The sequence below is a fragment of the Quyinboa ferrireducens genome (genome assembly GCF_042436675.1).
Taxonomy (GTDB): domain Bacteria; phylum Bacteroidota; class Bacteroidia; order Bacteroidales; family UBA5342; genus JBHJHP01.
This window is the reverse complement of record NZ_JBHMVA010000011.1, coordinates 82,027-100,225: the sequence shown is the minus strand read 5'-3', so window position 1 is coordinate 100,225 and position 18,199 is coordinate 82,027. Positions and strand designations below refer to the sequence as shown.

Below are 18,199 nucleotides of genomic sequence, written 5' to 3'. Positions count from 1 at the left end.
ATAACATAAATTATTCCCAGTTACCTGCATAGTTATTAGCCTCTTCCAGGTCACCCACTTTCATCCCCGGATAACGTTCGTACTTCTCGGCTTCAAGTTTCAGGTTGATAATTTCCTGTGGATCTAATCCATGCAGATAAACTTCATAAGGAGTTTTGGCTTCAAATACCTGAATAGTCACGTTGGAAGCGGTAGTCACACTGCCTGCACCCATAATAAACTGAGTAGTGTCACCATAAGGTACGAAGCGCAGGGAATCTGCGGCATATCCTTTGCCATACAAGTCCTGTGCAACAGGAATGTAAGATGTATCACGAACGATGAGACCCAGTTTAATGGCTTTAGCTTCAGTCATACCTGCATTAACCATTGAGTCAGTAAGAATTCCCTCTTTAAGTACAATTGGGAGTGAGTCTTTTTCAATGAAATTAATCAAGGTATCAAAACTTGCAGTGTGGTGTTTATACTTTTCCTTATAAGCAATCTGTGCGGTTCTGATATCCATCAAACGTAGTTTAACAGCTTCTTCTCTTTTTGCTTTTTCCTTGTCGAAATTGATTTTTTTCATCGGGCTGTCAATAACAAGATATGCCATAACAACGATGAGAATGAGAAGGATAACCTGTAATGCTTGTTTCATCTTTTTTATTTCGTTTTATGTTAATTAGAAGAGATTTTCATCTTACCGTGCAAATTTAAAAAAAAAATGTTTCTTACTTTGGTTTTTGGAAATTTAAACTAAAAAATGTTAGAGAACCACTTTAAAGACATATTTACAAGTACATTACGCTTTGAGGCAACCGGAGAGCAGCATGAGCTTATAAGTATGTTAACCGACTTTTACTTATCTGATAACGTATTTTCTTTGTTTTTATTGAAAGGTTATGCAGGAACCGGTAAAACAACCGTAATCAGTGCTTTTATAAAGACGCTTTCACTGATGCAGCAGTCGTTTGTATTGTTGGCTCCTACTGGCAGGGCTGCTAAAGTATTATCGCAGATGAGCGGTTTCCCTGCATATACAATTCATAAACAGATATACAGGCAGAAAAATCCCGGTGTTGATCCGGAGTCATTGGGTGCGGGTTCTTTCAGTCTGGATTTTAATAAAAATAAAGATACCGTATTTATTGTCGATGAGGCTTCGATGATCACGAACCGAAGTGATGAATTAAATCTGTTTGGATCCGGGGATGTACTGGATGAATTAATTAAGTATGTGTACGAAGGTGCAAGATGCCGTATAATTTTTATCGGCGATCTGGCACAGTTGCCTCCTGTGGGTACTGTAGTAAGTCCCGCACTGGATCCGAATGTATTAAAAGGTTATGGTCTGGATGTTGTTGAGTTCACATTACGTGAAGTTCTGAGACAAACCTCAGATTCCGGTATTCTGAGCATGGCAACCCGGATAAGAAAACAACTGGCGGACAGAAATTTTACTTCTATTCCAAAATTTCGGGTCAACAGTAAAGATGTTATTGCACTGCAAGGTGAATATCTGAGTGATCAGATCAGTGCTTCGTATGATGCGGTGGGAGTAGAGAATGTAATTGTGATTACACGTTCGAATAAACGTGCTAACCAGTTTAATCAGGGTATACGGAGCACGGTATTGTACCGCGATGAAGAAATTGTGACGGGAGATTATCTGATGATTGTAAAAAATAGCTATCACTGGACGGAGAAAATTAAGGAACTTGATTTTATTGCTAATGGTGATATGGCTGAAATTGTCAGTATACGCAGCTTTAATGATTTGTATGGTCATAAGTTTGCCGATGTCACATTGCGGTTTCCGGATTATAACGATTTTGAACTGGATGTCACGATAAATACAGCAAGCATAATGCATGACGGACCTTCATTATCGTCTTCTGAAATGCAGGATTTATATTTTAAAATTCTGGAGGATTATCCGGATGTCAAAAACAAAAAGGACACCGTTAAAACCATGCGCAACGATCCTTATTATAATGCACTACAGGTTAAATACGGGTATGCGGTTACCTGCCATAAATCGCAGGGTGGACAGTGGAAACATGTGTATCTGGATTTGGGCTATGTGACTGACGAAATGGTGGATCTTGAGTTTTTACGGTGGTTATATACAGCCGTAACGCGGGCAACAGAAAAATTATATCTTATAAACTTTCCTGAATCCATTCTGGAAAATGCAGATAGTTAGTAATTTGGTTTTAGAAAATGATTAAACTGTTCAGTGTTTTTAAACGTGTTTTTTTATTCTGTTCTGAATATAAAGTATGTTTGCAGGATAATTACAGGTGACGAAGCTGTATGACATAAACTACAGATAATGATTATGAAGGCAATAGGTGATTTTTTATATAAAATATATTTCATTATAATTTTTGTTCCGCTGCAGATTGTATTTACCGTTATCAGCGCATTATTATGCATTGTTTTATTTCCACTCATAGGGCCGGATAAAGTCAGTCATCATATCGGTTTATTCTGGGGCAGAAGTATCGTATATTCTTCTCTTACACCTGTAAAGGTCTATGGAAGGGAGAAACTGGATCCCGATAAATCATACATCCTGATTGCCAATCATGCCAGTTCGTTTGATATTTATGCCATTTTTGGATGGATTGGACGTAATATTCGCTGGGTGATGAAAAAGGAGTTGACGAAAATTCCGTTGTTTGGATGGGCAACCCGGGCGTCCGGACAGATTGCGGTGGATCGTTCCAATTCGCAGGCAGCCATTGATTCCATTAATGAAGCCCGGGAAACAATGAAACCGGGTGTCAGCATCATGTTCTTCCCTGAAGGTACAAGGAGCCGCGACGGTAAGTTAAAAGTTTTTAAGAAAGGGGCATACCATTTTGCCTTTGATATGTGTTTGGATTTAGTACCCATTACGATAAAAGGTGCTTATAAGGTGAAAACACCGGGAAAATTACTGGGTTCAAAAGGAAAAATAGAAATATTCATTCATGATCCGGTAAAAATTGACAGCCACGACAGGAATGAAATGAAAAAACTTATTGATCATACAAAAGAAATAATTGCTGCGCCACTAAATGAATAGGCTGGGAGTTTATATTATTATTGTAATATGTGTTTTGTCAGGTTTTGACAGTTCTGCTCAGTTATTGTCGACATCGAAAAAATCGGCACGGAAAGCTTATGCCGATGCCCGTGATAAATATTTTACGCATCAGTATGACGAAGCCATCGCTTTACTCGATAAAGCAATACAGAAGGATAAAGCTTTTAGTGAGGCCTATTGGTTCAAGGCAACAATCTACGAGATAAACAGGCAGTACGATCAACAAATAAATGCGCTTAAGGCTGCAGATAATCCGGGTTATTATTTTTATGATCAGACCCTGATAAAACTGGGTGAAGCGTTGTTTAACGAAGGGAAATACAGTGAAGCGAAGGGTGTTTATGCTAAGTTGGAAAAATTCGGCAAGCGGAATGCTAATCTTGTTCATTTTGCAAGGTATAAACAAAAGCAGTGTGATTTTGCTTTGAACCTCGTGGCGCATCCGGTGCCATTTCAGCCTGAAAATCTTGGGAAAAACCTGAATACTCTTTATGATGATTACTGGCCGGTTATCAGCGCTGATGAAAACCGCTTGATTACCACGGTACTGGTAGAAACAAAGAAAGGTGGCACGACAGATTACCAGGAAGATTTTTACGAAAGTTACAGAACTGATTCCGGTTGGAGCAAATCCGAACCATTGGCACCGCCTTTAAATTCGCCAAATAATGAAGGTGCACAATCGCTTTCTCCTGACGGGGAAATATTGTTTTTCTCTGCCTGCAACCGGGCTGAAGGTTCCGGCAAATGTGATATTTTTATCTCATTCCATACATCAAAAGGTTGGAGTGATCCAATAAATCCTGGAAGTCCTCTGAATACGGCATATTGGGAAGCACACCCGTCGATGTCGTCCAATGGCCATACGCTTTATTTTTGCAGCAACCGTCCCGGAGGTTATGGTAAAAGGGATATATGGATTGCAGAACTCGAAATTACACCAAACGGGCAGGTAAAGATTCTGGAGGTGAAAAATGCAGGGCCGGTTATAAATACGGAAGAGGATGAAGTTTCACCCTATATTCATTTTGATGATCAGACATTGTATTTTTCTTCCGATGGTCATATGGGACTTGGAAGACATGATATATTTATGAGCCGGAAAGATAGTGCAGGAGAGTGGCAGGAGCCGGAAAATATCGGTTATCCGATAAATACACATCGTGATGAGATTGGGTTTACTGTGAATGCCCTTGGTACAAAGGCATATTATGCCTCAGAAGCATTTGCCGGAGATCGCAAGGACAAGGATATTTTTGCCATTCCCTTACCGCATGAAATTCAACCCATACCGGTAACATATCTAAAGGGAAACATTTTTAATGCTGAGAATCAAAATCCTTTGGTTGCTGATTTTGAATTGACAGATCTTGAAGAAGCGAAACAGGTTTCAAAATCACATTCAGCAGAAAACGGTACATTTCTTTTGTGTTTGCCTGCCGGACGTGACTATGCGCTGAATGTCAGTAAGGATGGTTACATGTTTTATTCTGACCGGTTCACCTTACGCGAGCAGGATGATATAACCCAGCCTGTTAATAAGAATATTCCTTTACAACCTATGAAGGCTGGAACAACAATTGAACTGAAAAATATTTATTTTGAGTTTGATTCCTATGCGCTAAAGAAGGAATCTTTTATAGAATTGAATAAGCTTGTGACCCTTTTGAAAAACAATCCGACGATCCGGGTTGAGATTGGTGGCCACACTGATGGTAAAGGAACCAACGAATATAATAAGGAACTTTCGCAAAACAGGGCTGAATCCGTTAAAAACTATCTTGTTGAAAATGGAATTGCCCCGGATAGAATGGAAACCAAAGGGTATGGATTCACCCAACCTCTGGACGCCGATGATCCGTACAATGGCGTAAACAGAAGGACAGAATTGAAGATTATCTCCATGTAAAAACTATTGCTGTCCGGATTTAACCTTTAAAAGAATAGTTTATTTAATCGTAGTTATTGTTACAAAAGTGTACCCGGATATCCACAAAAAGAAAAACTTACCCGCAAACTGGTAAATATAACCCGATAAAAATGGGCTTTACATTGTATTTTTGTTGCATTATAAAAAATGCTAACATGAAAATCTTCTATCTTTTTACAATCTTATTATTTGCTGTGAGTTGCAAGAGCAACCCCAAAGCGACTGCTAAAAGTGACGATACCATAAATTTTGCACTTGAATTTGCAGATGCAGTTATGGCCCGTAACGATAGTCTGATTCATTACAACGGAAACAGACCAAAGTATGAGTACGATTATGCTTTTTTAGGATCAGCCATGAATAAACTTGGTAAGTATGATAAGAAGTATTCGAAGTACATGAAGGATTATATCGACTATTTTGTTCACGACGATGGTCATATTGACGGATATAAAATGTCGGATTATAATATAGACAGGGTAAGACCTGGATTAAATATGCTGGAACTCTATAGTAAAACCGGCGATAAAAAATATCAGATTGCCATAAAAACCCTGGTAGAACAGATGAAGGGACAGCCACGGACAAATTCCGGAGGTTTTTGGCATAAAAAAAGATATCCATATCAGATGTGGCTTGATGGAATATATATGGCATCACCATTTTTAGCACGCTATGCGCACGATTTTGATAAACCGGAATGGTACGATGAGGTTGTTTTCCAGATCACAGAAATATACAGGCATGTGAAGGATGAAAAAACAGGACTGGTTTACCATGCCTGGGATGAAAGTAAACAGCAAAAATGGTGTAATCCTGAAACTGGTCAGTCGAAGCATTTCTGGAGTCGGGGAACAGGATGGTATGTTATGGCCATTGTAGACGTACTGGATTATTTGCCTCAGGATCATCCGGGACGGGAGAAACTGATTGCAATTATTCGTGAATTAAGCGATGCATTATTAAAAGTGCGTGATGAACAGACCGGTTTGTGGTACCAGGTTATGGACATGGGGGGCCGTGAAGGAAATTACATTGAAGCATCGGGAAGTGCAATGATTACTTATGCATATGCAAAAGGTGCTAAAAATGGATATTTGGATAAGGAATATTTTGATATAGCTAAAGCATCATTGGAAAGTATTCGTAAAAACCTGGTTAAAACAGATGAACAGGGACTTCCTGTTCTGATACAAACAGTTGGCGGTTGCGGATTGGGAGGAAATCCTTACCGTATGGCTGACTATGAGTATTACATCTCTGAAAGACAGGTGGATAACGATCAGAAAGGAATAGCCCCTGTTATATTAAGTGCCATTGAATTAAGCAGCAGTTATGATCAAAAGTAAACTGGGTTTGGGAATAATAATGTGGTTTGCCATCATATTGTCGGCAAGCGGACAACAGGTTGATTTTCCAAGAGATACGTCTTACAACCTTAATAGTGCGTATATAAAAATAAAAAAATACTATCCCGATGTAACGCTGGTAAAGGAAACGTCTTATCCGTCGGTTCAGGAGGAAAGAAATGTTGTGTATTACAATACAGGAACACGGGATCTGCATGCAGACCTTTTTTATCCTAAGAAAAAGTCGCACAAAAAGATTCCGGCAGTTATTCTGATACACGGTGGAGGATGGGCTTCAGGAACAAAAGCTCACATGGTACCCCTGGCTCAGAAACTTGCCGAGAATGGCTATTTTGCTGCCTCGGTTGAATACAGACTATCACCTGAAGCCATTTACCCGGCAGGTGTATCTGATCTGAAGACTTTTGTTAAATGGGTAAAAGTTCACAGTGATGAATTTGGAATTGACACTACAAAAATAGCAACGCTCGGAGCCTCTGCCGGTGCTACGCTTGCCTCTTTATTGGGTGCAACTGGTCAGAGTCCGGTTTTTAAATCTTATGATTTTGGGAAAAAGGTGTCGGACAAAGTTCAGGCTATTGTTAATATTGACGGTGTGGTAGATTTTACAGCTCCAGGTGAAAGTGCCAAAGATGAAAATCCGGCAAAACCTTCTGCAGGAACACGTTGGTTCGGTGCCACCTATAAGCAACGTCCGGATTTATGGAAACAGGCTTCAGCTTTATACTATGCAGGTCCGGAAACACCACCAACAATTTTTATTAATAGTACACAGCCCCGGTTTCATGCCGGCAGGGATCAGTATGTTGAAATATTGAAAGAAAACGGGATTGAATACCGGATATTTACTATTCCGGATACGCCACATACCTTTTGGTTATTCCATCCATGGTTTGAAGAGGTATACCCCAAAGTAATTAGTTTTTTGAACGACACATTTCAATACAAAGGCAACTAAGACGGATTAGCAAAGAAATGGGAAATAAATCCCGCATTTTGGTACATGCGCCAATTATCTGAAGTGCTCTGATATAATGATTTATTCTTAATTTTAGAGGTGTAAACAATACCAGATATTTCTGTTGAAGTAAGTTTTGTTTTTTTAGAGATTTAATAATATTAAGAACAATTTGTGAATAATCTGAACGACCATATAGATGTAAGTGATTTAAATAAGGGTATCTACATCCTGAAATCACTTCGTAACAACTCCTTTGTTACAAAACTGAATGTTAGGTAATATTAGTTTTCTACTTAAAATTGAAAGGCTGGCCAGGTAAGGGTCAGCTTTTTTTATCATCCTTTCGAAAATTGACAGAATCTGATGTGAGGTTTAAATGTTTTCGGTATTCAGGCTGATCCCCAAATGTGTGGAACAGTTATCAATAGACAAAGGGGATGAGTCGTTTAGTATGTTTAATATATTCGGTATAACTTGAACCAAGTTTCTCTGATAACAGTTTTTCCTCTATTTTTATTCTATACATAAAGACAACCAAAACAGGTATGAATATTAGAATTACACTCAGCCAATTGTTTAAGGATATGCCAAATCCAAAAAAGGATAGTAAAGACCCTGTATAGGATGGATGCCGGATGTATTTGTATAATCCTGTATCAATCAACTTTTGAGATTCTTTAAAAGCAACATCAACAGTAAAAAACTTTCCAAGTGTATAAATGGCTATGAACCTGAAAATCATACCTGCGATAATTAGAAATAATCCGGCATAGTTAACCCATGGTGACTCTATAAGAGGGAAATAGAAATATATATTACACATTATTCCAGCGGTAATGGAAATAAAAATAGTTATCCAGATGAAACGCAAAGAGTTTTGATCATGACTTTTTGACACTGATTGGCTTTGCTTCGAACCCATCATGCGGTTCAGCAAAATTTCGGATAAGAACCAAAGGCTCCATATAACAAGAAATATGTAATTCATTTAACAAATGTAGGTATTTCGATTAAATTCGCCAGTACATTTTTTTCTGATTAACGGACAAAATTAATTTAAGGGTATTATGTTCTGGTCCTTTAGCCTGGTAATGGGATAAAAGTAAAATTATATTGAAAGTAGATTTTAATAATCACCAGGATATCTGCATATTATACCAGGGATGGAAAGAAATGTACTACAACTTTATAGAGAACAAAAATGACTAATAACACAAAAGTTAAACTTATGGTCAAAGCTGCAATTCGCCTTCGATAAGTTGCTCTGATTTCTTTTTTTATCTGGTTTCTAATCTTTTCTTTAAGTTCTACTGAGATTTCCTCTTTATCGTTTGAGGTTAGTTGCTCATGATGATAATTTTCAAGATGATCGCCATACAGTTGTTTTAGTTTTGCAAAGGAAGGAACAGAACTTCTGCTATATACCAGGGGGTTATTGCCCGCTCCGATATATCCGGAAACACCTGTTTTATAATATTTTCTGCCTTCAGGCCTGAATTTACTCATTTCAGTTGACTACTTATAAAAAGTATGGTTGTATAGATAATAGATGTTCATGCACTATGACTGACAGTTAGCACTTAGTTTATCTTTTCTTCGTCTTTTTTCTTTTCTGATTTGTCGTTTTGAAGGACTGTCAAGCTTAAAGTTGATAGGAAGCATAAAGTTTGAGCAAACAGGTTTTCCTCGTTTTATAGCTGGATTCCAATTTGGCATCTTCTTTACTATTCTCAAAGCTTCATTATTCAAGATATCATATGTGCCTTTTACTACTTTAATTTTCTTTAGTTCTCCGTCTCTATTTATACAAAATTGAATATAGACCGTGCCTTGAATTAACTTCGTTTTTGCTATTTCCGGATATGTTATATTTCTTTCTATGAATTTAAACATTGAATCCTGGCCACAAGGGAAAGAAGCCATCCTTTCAAACCCTCCGAAAACAATATCTTTATCATATTCACAGTTGCATGAATCAATAGAATTAATCTGACCTAATAGATTTGTACATGCTATCAGTAAATATGAAAAGAGGATAATTCTAATTTTTTTCATATTAGCAGGTGTTCATTTCAGTAAAACGGATACTAACAGTTTGTGAATGAGAAGTGCCGGGTTTCGATAGATTCCGTTCCTGAAGAACGAGGGAATCTGCCGAGAGCCGACACCTCAAACATTATGCTAGAATGAGCCATTACTTACAACATAGCGCTAAATATTATTATGTTTCAGCAATGTTCTCAGATCACATTATGTTTATCTTTTTCACCCGGGTATAGTGCATAATTATCTTTACTGCACTAGAATACGGGAAATCAAACCCACTATTGGGCCTGAACTTTTGCAATTTTTGTTACTTTAGATGTTCCGTTATCAAAGAAAGTTTTCTTGATAAAAATCCCTCCGGGAAGTGATTCAAAATCATCTGCAACGTACTGTCCGTTCAAATTATAAAAAACGTTTCGAACAACTTCTAAATTTGCAGGAGTAATTGTTTTAACAGAAGTAGGAATTTCTGCATTAATAGTTAAATACCTAACCTGCATACCTCCGGTAGTTGTAAAAACAACAGTTCCATCAGCATCAACTGAAAAAACATTTTCATTTAATTCAGTTGTAAGCTCCAATCCGCCGGTTCGTGTTGCATTGGTTGCTGTAAAACCACGCTCATCAGATGAATTGGCCGAGATCGCAAGCAACCTGATTACATCACCAGCTTTACAATCAGGGACATTAATAGAAAGACTGGATCCATTTAAGATAAAACGACCTATACTTACACCATCAACCGGATGATCAATTCTAAACTTACCGGCATTCAGGTTACCAAAAGTTAATCCTTGCAGTTCTTCAATTTCAACACCATTTGCAGTTAATGGTGTCTCAGCATCGATAACAATAGCATTTTGAAAACGGGTTTCACTTACCCATTCCCAGGTTGCTGCATCAGCATTACAATTGTCAATTGTTGCCTGGCTCCATTGGGTGAAATTCCAGATTTTTTGCGCGTTTGTTGTTATAACTGCAGAAAAAATCAATAAAGTACTAAGTAGTAAAGTTTTTTTCATAAACGTTGATTTTAAATTGTTTAATAGTGTAATACTTCAAATTTAATATTTAAGTTCATTGAAAGAAAATTTTGAATAAAAAAAACACCAATAATTATTGTTTTTGCCTGATTCTAAAATGAAAACTTGGCATATAGCAAAACAAATATTCTTCGCTATGATAAAAGAAAAATTATTTTTACTGTTAGGTAAATAATCTTTCTTTTATTAAATATAGAAATTTGTCTCTACTTGAAATTATCGCAGGATGGTTCCCTTTATCAAATAAATGAATCTCCAGATCCTTGTTTTTTTCTTTTAACTCACCGTAAATTTTATCAAGATGATCACAATATTCATCCTCCATACTTCCTGTTATTAATGTCGGAACATTTAAATCACGGATTGATTTGTGAAAAAATGATTTTCCTGTTTTTGAAAATTCAATATTCATTTTTGTATCTAAATCAACTATTTTTTTCCAGCCAACACCATGACAATAAAACCAAAATAATTTTGCTAAAATCTTTTTCTTATCTCGTTTTCTATCCGACTCAATTGAGCTGATGAATGAAGATAAGGGATGCTCTCCTTCAAAACTATCTGCTACCAGGTATTTTATTTTCTCCGGATGTTCCAATGCTAAGTTAATTGCAACCAAAGCACCTCCACTTGTCCCAATTACGGAAATAGTTTCTAACTTCAATTCATTTATCAGGGCATAAGCAACTTTTGAATTGTAAAACCAAAAATCAGTTTCAAATTCATTAAGCCTGTCAGATTTTCCATGACCAGGGAAGTCTAAAAGTATAACCTGAAATTCCCGGGCGTATTGCTTAACCAAAGAACTAAACATTTTTGATGATGCCGTATTGCCATGAAGCAATAAAAGGGGCATGCCATGCCCCTTAATTTTGTAATAGACCTTTAAATTTTCGAAATTGAAATATGCCATTTTAACCTCCTTACTGTTTTGTTGTTATAGTAAAAATCACATTTTCTCCACTAAAAATATCTTCCTGCGGTAGAATGTCATTTCTGTGGTAAATATTTACAAACCCATGCTTCTTAAGCATAAGTTTTAATTCTTCCGTATTAAAAAAGTGAGTCCAGAAACGATAGGTTTTTATTCTATCTTCAGAATCAATAATAAGGTGTTGGTATAGAATCACTTTTTGTTCCTTGTATAAAAATGATTCAGATAGTGCTACATAAGGACTGTTTTTCCAAAAGCCAATTTTATTCACCTCCCAGCTTTTAGGTGTAGCTTTTTGCTCAAGTAAATTATCGCTAATAACATCAAAAATAAATGCACCTTCATTTTTTAGGATCCTATAGATCATTTTTAACAGCATGTCTCTATCCTCAGGCAGTAATACTCCTAAATCAGTATAAATTAATAATACCAAATCGAATTTATCGCTTTCGGGTTCAATTTCAAGATAACTGTCATTGATATATTCAATATCAAGGTTTTTATCTTTTGCAGATTTTTGGGCATAAACAATAGAATTCTTCGAAATATCGACTCCTGTAACACAATGCCCTTTTCGGGCAAAAATTTCTGAATAAAGGCCAGGTCCACAACCCAAATCAAGAATGTTCAGCTTCCCTTTTTCTTTTTGTGTATTTAAAATCCAGTTTGCTGTTTCTTGTATGGTTGACATTTTACGACTGGCAAGGTCTATTTCCGGATTAAGATGAATTTCTAATAATTGCTTTGAAATATGTTGGTCTGTCCACATAAAGGAGTTCCCCTTTTCATAAATAGCGGGCTTTTCAGACTTTGAAATAATATCTGATATTCTCATTTTAATAAATGTTAAGTATCTCTTTGAGATGTAATTAAATAAAAAAATGCTAAAAGTATACGCACTTTTAAATTGACGATGATATACTATCAATGTCTTTGCGTATTATCCCTGAACAGGGATTCGGATATATATTATAAAGTTTTCAAAGCACTACAAAAGTAAGAATATTTTTCTGTTGAATAGTATGAATATCTACCAATTATTAGTATCATGCTTAACAGCCACAAATGGTATTTTCTTTCGCATTTATTATTATCATTTATTTCTGATTTATAAAAGCAAGTCTTATTCCTAGTAATATCATCACACTGCCTGAAAATCTTTTTATCCATTTTGAAACCGAATCTTTTGCCTTTAAGTAGTGTCCAACAGCACCGGAGAAATATCCCAATGTTGCTAAAAAAATCAATGTGAATAGTGCAAATATGGTTCCAAGAATAAGAAAGGGAATCGGGGTTATTTCTGTTCCGTTTGTTTTTATAAACTGGGGTAAAAAAGCCATAAAAAAAAGGGCAACTTTGGGATTCAAAGTATTTGAAAGGAGTCCTTGTGTAAAAATTTCTCTATCTGAGGGCTTATGCTCTTTATTATTCAGATTTAGGTTTTCTTTATTGATCAAAGTTTTTATACCTAAATAAATTAAATATCCAGCGCCAATTATTTTAACAATCATAAAAGCAAGTGCTGATGTCTTAAGAATCACAGAAAGACCAAGTGCTGCAAAAATTGTATGAACAATAATCCCAAGAGTAACTCCTGTAGCAGAAATTAGTCCCGCTTTTTTTCCTATTGCGATACCTTTGGTAAGCACATATATCAAATCGGGACCTGGTGTAGCAATTAATACCCAGGATAATCCAATAAACAGTAATAAATTTTGTATGTCTGCCATATTATAAATTTCCTTAGCTTGTATTTCAGGTTTTTCTTATGTCTACACCGCGTGATATAACAATGTGCTTTTACTTATTTAAGCTCAAGACAATTGTATTCAATTTTATCAACTTCGAATTCGCCATAACAAAACTCGATATCGGGGTGTATAAAAATGGTTTTTATTTTGGACGGTAAGTAGAGTTCGTTAATAATCTTATATTCGATTACCGGAGTTTGCCATGGATAATTATAAAAAACCTTTCCATCTTTTGTTTCGTATCTGTCCTTGCTCGTAAAGTTTATTAATCTTCCATTATTATCAAAAAATAATTTTGCTTCAATTGATATTTTTCTGTTCGTGTATTTTGCTTTAACAGTTAAACTGTCTATAACACTCCATTCGATGTTTTTACTGATTAATAATGCCGGAGCTAAAAGACATATATCGTTAAAAACTGTGACAGTTTCAGCTTTATTTGCTTCTTCACCTTTTGCATCAACGATAGTAAAAATACCTAATAGCTTCCCTTTCATTGAAGCTGTTTCATTTCTATATATATGAGCAACTTTTGCAGAAAGACCGATCTTTTTTGCTACAATGTAAAATAACCTTGCAGGATTATCATTATAAAAATTGTATTGAACCGCTTTAATTTTCATAAATGGGGCCCTGGGATCATTACGAATCCCCCCGGAGCATTCTGCCCTTAAAGTTAACACCTTTTCTTTCCCAACTGCACCAACATATTTAAGGTATTTCTTAACAATATCAGGCAGATGTGTCATATCCTGTTCGGTAAGTATACTGGTCTCAATCTTTTCAATTTTATTTATTTCTGCTGCTACGGCTTGATTAAATACTTTTTCCATATTCTGTGAATATAAATTTGTAGTTATTAAAATTATACCTAAAGCAATCTGCTTCATAATGTTTTGTATTCAGTTCGATTACAAAACTCTTGAATAAAAATGCTATTTCCATTAACAAATGATAAGAAGTATTTATTTAACCAAATCTTTTCGTAGTCTACTTAGTGAAATATTTGTTATACCAAGGTAAGATGCAATATCTGAATGTGGAATAAGGTTTTCAAGATTAGGGAACTGTTTGCGAAAATTGATGAGCCGTTCTTTTGCTGTTAGAGTAGCTAATCCTATTTCTTTTTCTATTTTAACAGCTAACTCATTACGCAATACAAAATTGCCGAATTGTCTTATTTCAAGATTGCTAATCATCAATTCTTCAAATTCGCAGGTGTCAATAGAAACTATTTTTACTTCTGTTAATGCTTGAAAGTTAAATACAGAAAGTTCATTTTTAGTTCTGATAGTATTAGGTGATAATATTGAATTTGAGATAAAAAAGGATAGGGTTATTTCATCTCCTTCAGGGTTTACCAGGTAGCTACGACACACACCTTCAAGCACAAAGTATTCTTTTTTATCCTTTTTGTTTCTTTTGATAAAGGTTTCCCCTTTTTTAATGTCTTCAAAATGAGCCAATTCTTCAAGTTTCGTGATGGAACTTGTTGAAATTGGGCATACAGAATTAATGATTTCTTGTATCATTCTATTTTGTTAGTGGTTTGTTGTATTTTATTTTACACTATTTTAAAGATATTAGAAATTAGGTAATCCGGTTAATAATTTCCCCGTTTTTAGATAATGATTCATTGCTTTCTCCCAGGAATCCATCATTATATCATACTCTTTCCTGGTAAACTCATCTAAAATCTTATCGCCCAAATTACTTAAAGAGGTTTTACTATAATTCAGAACAGCTTTTGACTTATTTTCTGTTATGGCTGTCACCTGAAATTCTAACTTAGTGACAAGGACATCCGGTATATGGTAAAACATTTCTACATGTCCGTTTCTTGTGTCGTAATCAGTCACTATCCAAACGATGTCAGTTTCTCCTTGTGGTGTAATAAAAATACAGTCTTTCTCTACTAATCCAGAGGTGCTGTAGATTAGTTTGGGATTCCAGTTCTCACACCAATCCAATTCCCGAACAGGACAATATAATGGCATAATTTCTTCTATTTTCCCATTTATCGTTTGTTCATAGGAATGAGTTACTCTGTTTGGCTTTTCAATTCTCATGATACTTTATTTTGCATTAATAAATTCTGACGCAAAATTAAAAGTGTTCTTTGTGCATTTCATTTACATTTGTTGAGAAAAGGTTTTTCTTGTTCTACTTAATTGAGTTGGTGTTATTCCAAGAAAACTTGCAATGTAATAATGCGGAACTCTATTCAAGAGATTTGGATACTCACAAAGAAACCATTTATATTTAGTCATAGCATCACCAGTGATTAAAGCTTCTATTCTTGAATTATTCTGTTTGCTAAGTTTCTGAAAATTATCAAGGATAATATTTGTTAGTTCCTTGTCAGTATTCACATAAGAAAAAATCTCTTTATAACTCGCTACAGAAATCAGGCAATCTTCTAAAGCCTGAATATTTATTGTTGCTGGAATATTTGGAATATAATTTCCTGAAATCAGATCGTTCTCAATGAAGAAGTGCGTCGTCACCTCTTCTCCTTCATTATTTTGAGTAAATCCTCTTAATACTCCTTTTAAACACTGTCCAATTTTATAATTTTGCTGACCATTTCTTACAAAGAATTCACCTTTCTTTAATTCAATTTTTATATGTAAAGATTCATTTAACATGCTTTGTTTCTGTATCGTTGTACAATATCTGCTAACGTCCTCTCTGTATGCTGTCGTCCATATGTGCATCAGGATGCACTACGACGGTTTGTTACCACCAGTTTTTATTTCAGTTCAATAGTTTTCAAATCAGTTAATACTTTTGAAACTATTCTTTTGCATTTGCCATAATCATAAAGTTGTCCTTTAACCATCGCATTAATATTCACAATAACACCATTATCAGTTTGTTGTAGTTCAATAGTTAAATTTCCCTCACTGGATAAAAAGTCTGATTTTATCTTGCTAATAATTAATAAACCGTCTTGTGCCTGATGAAATTCTTTAAATTCTAATTTTTTATTCGCTGAAACTGCACAGAGCACTTTTACAAAGACGTCATTAACAGACTCATCAAAGATGATTTTATCTTTTTTCCCTGTTCTTAGCCCTAGCTTACGGTATATTGGCAAAGCAATCTCCATAATAAAATTTGGAGATATTCCGGTAAAAGTTCCAAAAACCAAATCAAACTTATCTATTAAATACCCGGAATTTATTTTACTATTTGAAAATCCTGCGTGATTGGAGATTAATTCCAGAACATCCGGGTGTTTCGCAACTTTCTCAAAATCATTTTCTTTTCTCCACGATTTAATGATTTTAGAATCAGGTTCAACCATTTTTGTGCCACATTCCGGGCAAAAGGTATTCTCAGTTTTAAATCCGCAATTATGACAAAACATTAGTTATAGTTCAAGTTTTAATATTGATTGCTATCAAATTTTATTGGTTTTTAAAGATAATCTTTTTTTCGCTCCTGTAGCTCCTTTGGTTATTCTCCAAAATATAGAACTAACAGGTATTTATAATATATAAATAACCTACAGCGTAGTTATAAGAGATATGGATTTAGAGGTTAAAACAAAACCACATACACAATGGTCACATGTTGTGTGCATATGTTTTATTAATAATCACTGAAAATAGTCTGAATATGGTTCACATTCATTAAAATATTGCCTGGGTGTCAATCCAGTCAGTTTTTGAAAATCATTTATCATATGTGCTTGGTCATAGTATCCACAACTATATGTTAGGTCTGTTAAATTTGCGGACTTATTTTTAGATTTATTGTCAAGTGAATTCTGAAATCGAATAGTTTTCAAAAATTGTTTTGGAGAAGTTCCAACGTAATACGAAAAAATTCTTTCAAATTGTTTACGGCTGAGACAAGTTTCTGAAGCAAGAAAATCTACATTGACTATTCCTCTTTTTTGATTAATTAAATTAATGCTATGCTCAATTCTCTTATAATCATATTTGTTGGCTGTTTTATTTAAGATTTTAAGAAGATAGTTTTCAATAATCTTTATTCTCTCGATGAATGAATTTGCTTCAAAAAGTTTTATCTCAAGTTCAAAAGTATCGTGTTTGAATAGGTACTTGAAAGGAACATTTTGATTGTAAATTTCAGTTAGAGGGATATCGAAAAACATACTCAAACCATGAGGTTTAAAAGATATTGAAAATAATGATAATCTTCCGGAAACGTTAATATCATAAAATTCTTTTAAGTGTCCCGTTATTATGGCATTTTCGTTAATTGATTTAGTATTATCAATAGAAACTGGTCTGTCACCCAGATAAAACATCAGCTCTAACAATCCGTTTGGTACAATCCTTTGAGTATGTAGTTGATTGGTAGGAATACAATTCTCAATCGTCCAATAATATTTTATGAATTTTGATAACGGTAATGATGGTTTGGTAATAATATATTCCATTTAATATCGATCAGTAATACAAATTTAATGAAATCAAGAAGAGGCTGTCCAAAAAGTGATAACAGAATTTTCTTTCCTTACGGATTGTAAGTAGTGTTAACAAAATTACCCCTAAATCCCCTGAAGGGGACTTAAAGCCTCCCACTTTAGGGGAGGTTTGGAGGGGTAAAATAAAGATTGCTTACAATTTATAAGTTCAAAATATTTTCGTTTGTCTTTTGGGACAGCCTCTTCTTAGTCCTTTAATTATTCATCTCCGTATAACCCTACTTTGTTCCCTTCACAATCAATAAATAATGCAAAGTAACCTCTGCCTTCCGCCTCAATCTTCGTTTTGGGATGAATAATCGTCCCTTTGTTTTCTTTAATCCTATCGATTGCTCCATCCATATCCTTTTCAACATTGAAACTTACTAATATTCCATCTTTGCCAGGTTTAAAGTTAGGCGCATAGGAAATTGCGCCCTCTCCATTCGGGAAACAAGCCATCTTTTCCTGACCGTAATCAATCGCTTGCAAGTCAATTTTCAATACTGAACTATAAAAGTTCACAGCTCTTTCAAAATTAGTCGTTGGGATTTCTACCCATGAAATTAGTTTTGTCATTGTTTTTTCCTTTTAGTTTAAAATCAAGTTACAATGCAAAAATATTTTCTATCGACTTGCTAAAATTG

20 protein-coding genes are annotated in these 18,199 nt (G+C 35.1%); 5 read left to right on the top strand and 15 right to left on the bottom strand.

From position 1 onward, the window contains the following. Window positions 1-10 precede the first annotated feature (10 nt). Entirely contained in the window at window positions 11-640 is a 630-nt protein-coding gene (locus tag ACE01N_RS14850) for a hypothetical protein (RefSeq protein ID WP_380590598.1), read from the bottom strand. 105 nt (window positions 641-745) lie between these two features. On the opposite strand from ACE01N_RS14850, the gene ACE01N_RS14845 reads away from it, so the two are divergent. The 5 genes from ACE01N_RS14845 (at window position 746) to ACE01N_RS14825 (ending at window position 7,334) form a co-directional block, all read left to right on the top strand. Further along, window positions 746-2,188, top strand: coding sequence for an ATP-dependent DNA helicase (locus ACE01N_RS14845; RefSeq protein WP_380590595.1), 1,443 nt, complete (start codon window positions 746-748; stop codon window positions 2,186-2,188). Window positions 2,189-2,323: 135 nt separating this feature from the next. Then, window positions 2,324-3,055: a lysophospholipid acyltransferase family protein gene (locus ACE01N_RS14840; RefSeq protein WP_380590592.1), complete on the top strand. Its 732-nt coding sequence runs from the start codon at window positions 2,324-2,326 to the stop codon at window positions 3,053-3,055. After that, window positions 3,048-4,985: an OmpA family protein gene (locus ACE01N_RS14835; RefSeq protein WP_380590589.1), complete on the top strand. Its 1,938-nt coding sequence runs from the start codon at window positions 3,048-3,050 to the stop codon at window positions 4,983-4,985. Before ACE01N_RS14840 ends, ACE01N_RS14835 begins: the two co-directional genes overlap by 8 nt. Before the next feature lie 176 nt (window positions 4,986-5,161). Continuing rightward, entirely contained in the window at window positions 5,162-6,355 is a 1,194-nt protein-coding gene (locus tag ACE01N_RS14830; protein WP_380590586.1) for a glycoside hydrolase family 88/105 protein, read from the top strand. Continuing rightward, entirely contained in the window at window positions 6,342-7,334 is a 993-nt protein-coding gene (locus ACE01N_RS14825; RefSeq protein WP_380590583.1) for an alpha/beta hydrolase fold domain-containing protein, read from the top strand. Before ACE01N_RS14830 ends, ACE01N_RS14825 begins: the two co-directional genes overlap by 14 nt. Before the next feature lie 424 nt (window positions 7,335-7,758). Here the strand turns inward: ACE01N_RS14825 and ACE01N_RS14820 are convergent, their stop codons facing one another. The 14 genes from ACE01N_RS14820 to ACE01N_RS14755 form a co-directional block, all read right to left on the bottom strand. Beyond that, window positions 7,759-8,325 (bottom strand): methyltransferase family protein, encoded by a 567-nt coding sequence (locus tag ACE01N_RS14820; RefSeq protein WP_380590580.1) that lies wholly within the window; start codon window positions 8,323-8,325, stop codon window positions 7,759-7,761. A gap of 164 nt (window positions 8,326-8,489) precedes the next feature. Continuing rightward, window positions 8,490-8,843, bottom strand: coding sequence for a hypothetical protein (locus tag ACE01N_RS14815; protein ID WP_380590577.1), 354 nt, complete (start codon window positions 8,841-8,843; stop codon window positions 8,490-8,492). Between the two features lie 54 nt (window positions 8,844-8,897). Further along, window positions 8,898-9,392, bottom strand: coding sequence for an energy transducer TonB (locus ACE01N_RS14810; RefSeq protein ID WP_380590574.1), 495 nt, complete (start codon window positions 9,390-9,392; stop codon window positions 8,898-8,900). A 269-nt stretch (window positions 9,393-9,661) separates the two neighbouring features. Beyond that, a complete protein-coding gene (locus ACE01N_RS14805) occupies window positions 9,662-10,405 on the bottom strand; it encodes a hypothetical protein (protein ID WP_380590571.1) in 744 nt (247 codons plus the stop codon). 184 nt (window positions 10,406-10,589) lie between these two features. Further along, on the bottom strand, window positions 10,590-11,339 hold the full coding sequence (locus tag ACE01N_RS14800) for an alpha/beta fold hydrolase (protein WP_380590568.1): 750 nt from the start codon (window positions 11,337-11,339) through the stop codon (window positions 10,590-10,592). Between the two features lie 10 nt (window positions 11,340-11,349). Continuing rightward, on the bottom strand, window positions 11,350-12,195 hold the full coding sequence (locus tag ACE01N_RS14795) for a class I SAM-dependent methyltransferase (RefSeq protein WP_380590565.1): 846 nt from the start codon (window positions 12,193-12,195) through the stop codon (window positions 11,350-11,352). A gap of 262 nt (window positions 12,196-12,457) precedes the next feature. Then, complete coding sequence (locus ACE01N_RS14790; RefSeq protein ID WP_380590562.1) at window positions 12,458-13,090, bottom strand: LysE family translocator; 633 nt, start codon at window positions 13,088-13,090, stop codon at window positions 12,458-12,460. A gap of 74 nt (window positions 13,091-13,164) precedes the next feature. After that, entirely contained in the window at window positions 13,165-14,001 is an 837-nt protein-coding gene (locus ACE01N_RS14785) for a DUF6544 family protein (protein WP_380590559.1), read from the bottom strand. 75 nt (window positions 14,002-14,076) lie between these two features. After that, a complete protein-coding gene (locus ACE01N_RS14780; protein ID WP_380590556.1) occupies window positions 14,077-14,643 on the bottom strand; it encodes a Crp/Fnr family transcriptional regulator in 567 nt (188 codons plus the stop codon). Between the two features lie 51 nt (window positions 14,644-14,694). Continuing rightward, the gene (locus tag ACE01N_RS14775) at window positions 14,695-15,180 is read right to left on the bottom strand and encodes a hypothetical protein (RefSeq protein ID WP_380590553.1); all 486 of its coding nucleotides are present in this window, start codon (window positions 15,178-15,180) and stop codon (window positions 14,695-14,697) included. A gap of 63 nt (window positions 15,181-15,243) precedes the next feature. Further along, window positions 15,244-15,759, bottom strand: coding sequence for a Crp/Fnr family transcriptional regulator (locus ACE01N_RS14770; RefSeq protein ID WP_380590550.1), 516 nt, complete (start codon window positions 15,757-15,759; stop codon window positions 15,244-15,246). Window positions 15,760-15,863: 104 nt separating this feature from the next. Further along, complete coding sequence (locus ACE01N_RS14765; RefSeq protein WP_380590547.1) at window positions 15,864-16,421, bottom strand: hypothetical protein; 558 nt, start codon at window positions 16,419-16,421, stop codon at window positions 15,864-15,866. Window positions 16,422-16,715: 294 nt separating this feature from the next. Continuing rightward, window positions 16,716-17,525 (bottom strand): AraC family transcriptional regulator, encoded by an 810-nt coding sequence (locus tag ACE01N_RS14760; protein ID WP_380590544.1) that lies wholly within the window; start codon window positions 17,523-17,525, stop codon window positions 16,716-16,718. 246 nt (window positions 17,526-17,771) lie between these two features. Further along, window positions 17,772-18,131, bottom strand: coding sequence for a VOC family protein (locus tag ACE01N_RS14755; RefSeq protein ID WP_380590541.1), 360 nt, complete (start codon window positions 18,129-18,131; stop codon window positions 17,772-17,774). Window positions 18,132-18,199: the final 68 nt, after the last annotated feature.

Bases quoted from the DNA above. Each gene is read 5' to 3' on its own strand.
- ACE01N_RS14850 (WP_380590598.1), bottom strand. From the start codon at position 640: ATGAAACAAGCATTACAGGTTATCCTTCTCATTCTCATCGTTGTTATG.
- ACE01N_RS14845 (WP_380590595.1), top strand. From the start codon at position 746: ATGTTAGAGAACCACTTTAAAGACATATTTACAAGTACATTACGCTTT.
- ACE01N_RS14840 (WP_380590592.1), top strand. From the start codon at position 2,324: ATGAAGGCAATAGGTGATTTTTTATATAAAATATATTTCATTATAATT.
- ACE01N_RS14835 (WP_380590589.1), top strand. From the start codon at position 3,048: ATGAATAGGCTGGGAGTTTATATTATTATTGTAATATGTGTTTTGTCA.
- ACE01N_RS14830 (WP_380590586.1), top strand. From the start codon at position 5,162: ATGAAAATCTTCTATCTTTTTACAATCTTATTATTTGCTGTGAGTTGC.
- ACE01N_RS14825 (WP_380590583.1), top strand. From the start codon at position 6,342: ATGATCAAAAGTAAACTGGGTTTGGGAATAATAATGTGGTTTGCCATC.
- ACE01N_RS14820 (WP_380590580.1), bottom strand. From the start codon at position 8,325: ATGAATTACATATTTCTTGTTATATGGAGCCTTTGGTTCTTATCCGAA.
- ACE01N_RS14815 (WP_380590577.1), bottom strand. From the start codon at position 8,843: ATGAGTAAATTCAGGCCTGAAGGCAGAAAATATTATAAAACAGGTGTT.
- ACE01N_RS14810 (WP_380590574.1), bottom strand. From the start codon at position 9,392: ATGAAAAAAATTAGAATTATCCTCTTTTCATATTTACTGATAGCATGT.
- ACE01N_RS14805 (WP_380590571.1), bottom strand. From the start codon at position 10,405: ATGAAAAAAACTTTACTACTTAGTACTTTATTGATTTTTTCTGCAGTT.
- ACE01N_RS14800 (WP_380590568.1), bottom strand. From the start codon at position 11,339: ATGGCATATTTCAATTTCGAAAATTTAAAGGTCTATTACAAAATTAAG.
- ACE01N_RS14795 (WP_380590565.1), bottom strand. From the start codon at position 12,195: ATGAGAATATCAGATATTATTTCAAAGTCTGAAAAGCCCGCTATTTAT.
- ACE01N_RS14790 (WP_380590562.1), bottom strand. From the start codon at position 13,090: ATGGCAGACATACAAAATTTATTACTGTTTATTGGATTATCCTGGGTA.
- ACE01N_RS14785 (WP_380590559.1), bottom strand. From the start codon at position 14,001: ATGAAGCAGATTGCTTTAGGTATAATTTTAATAACTACAAATTTATAT.
- ACE01N_RS14780 (WP_380590556.1), bottom strand. From the start codon at position 14,643: ATGATACAAGAAATCATTAATTCTGTATGCCCAATTTCAACAAGTTCC.
- ACE01N_RS14775 (WP_380590553.1), bottom strand. From the start codon at position 15,180: ATGAGAATTGAAAAGCCAAACAGAGTAACTCATTCCTATGAACAAACG.
- ACE01N_RS14770 (WP_380590550.1), bottom strand. From the start codon at position 15,759: ATGTTAAATGAATCTTTACATATAAAAATTGAATTAAAGAAAGGTGAA.
- ACE01N_RS14765 (WP_380590547.1), bottom strand. From the start codon at position 16,421: ATGGTTGAACCTGATTCTAAAATCATTAAATCGTGGAGAAAAGAAAAT.
- ACE01N_RS14760 (WP_380590544.1), bottom strand. From the start codon at position 17,525: ATGGAATATATTATTACCAAACCATCATTACCGTTATCAAAATTCATA.
- ACE01N_RS14755 (WP_380590541.1), bottom strand. From the start codon at position 18,131: ATGACAAAACTAATTTCATGGGTAGAAATCCCAACGACTAATTTTGAA.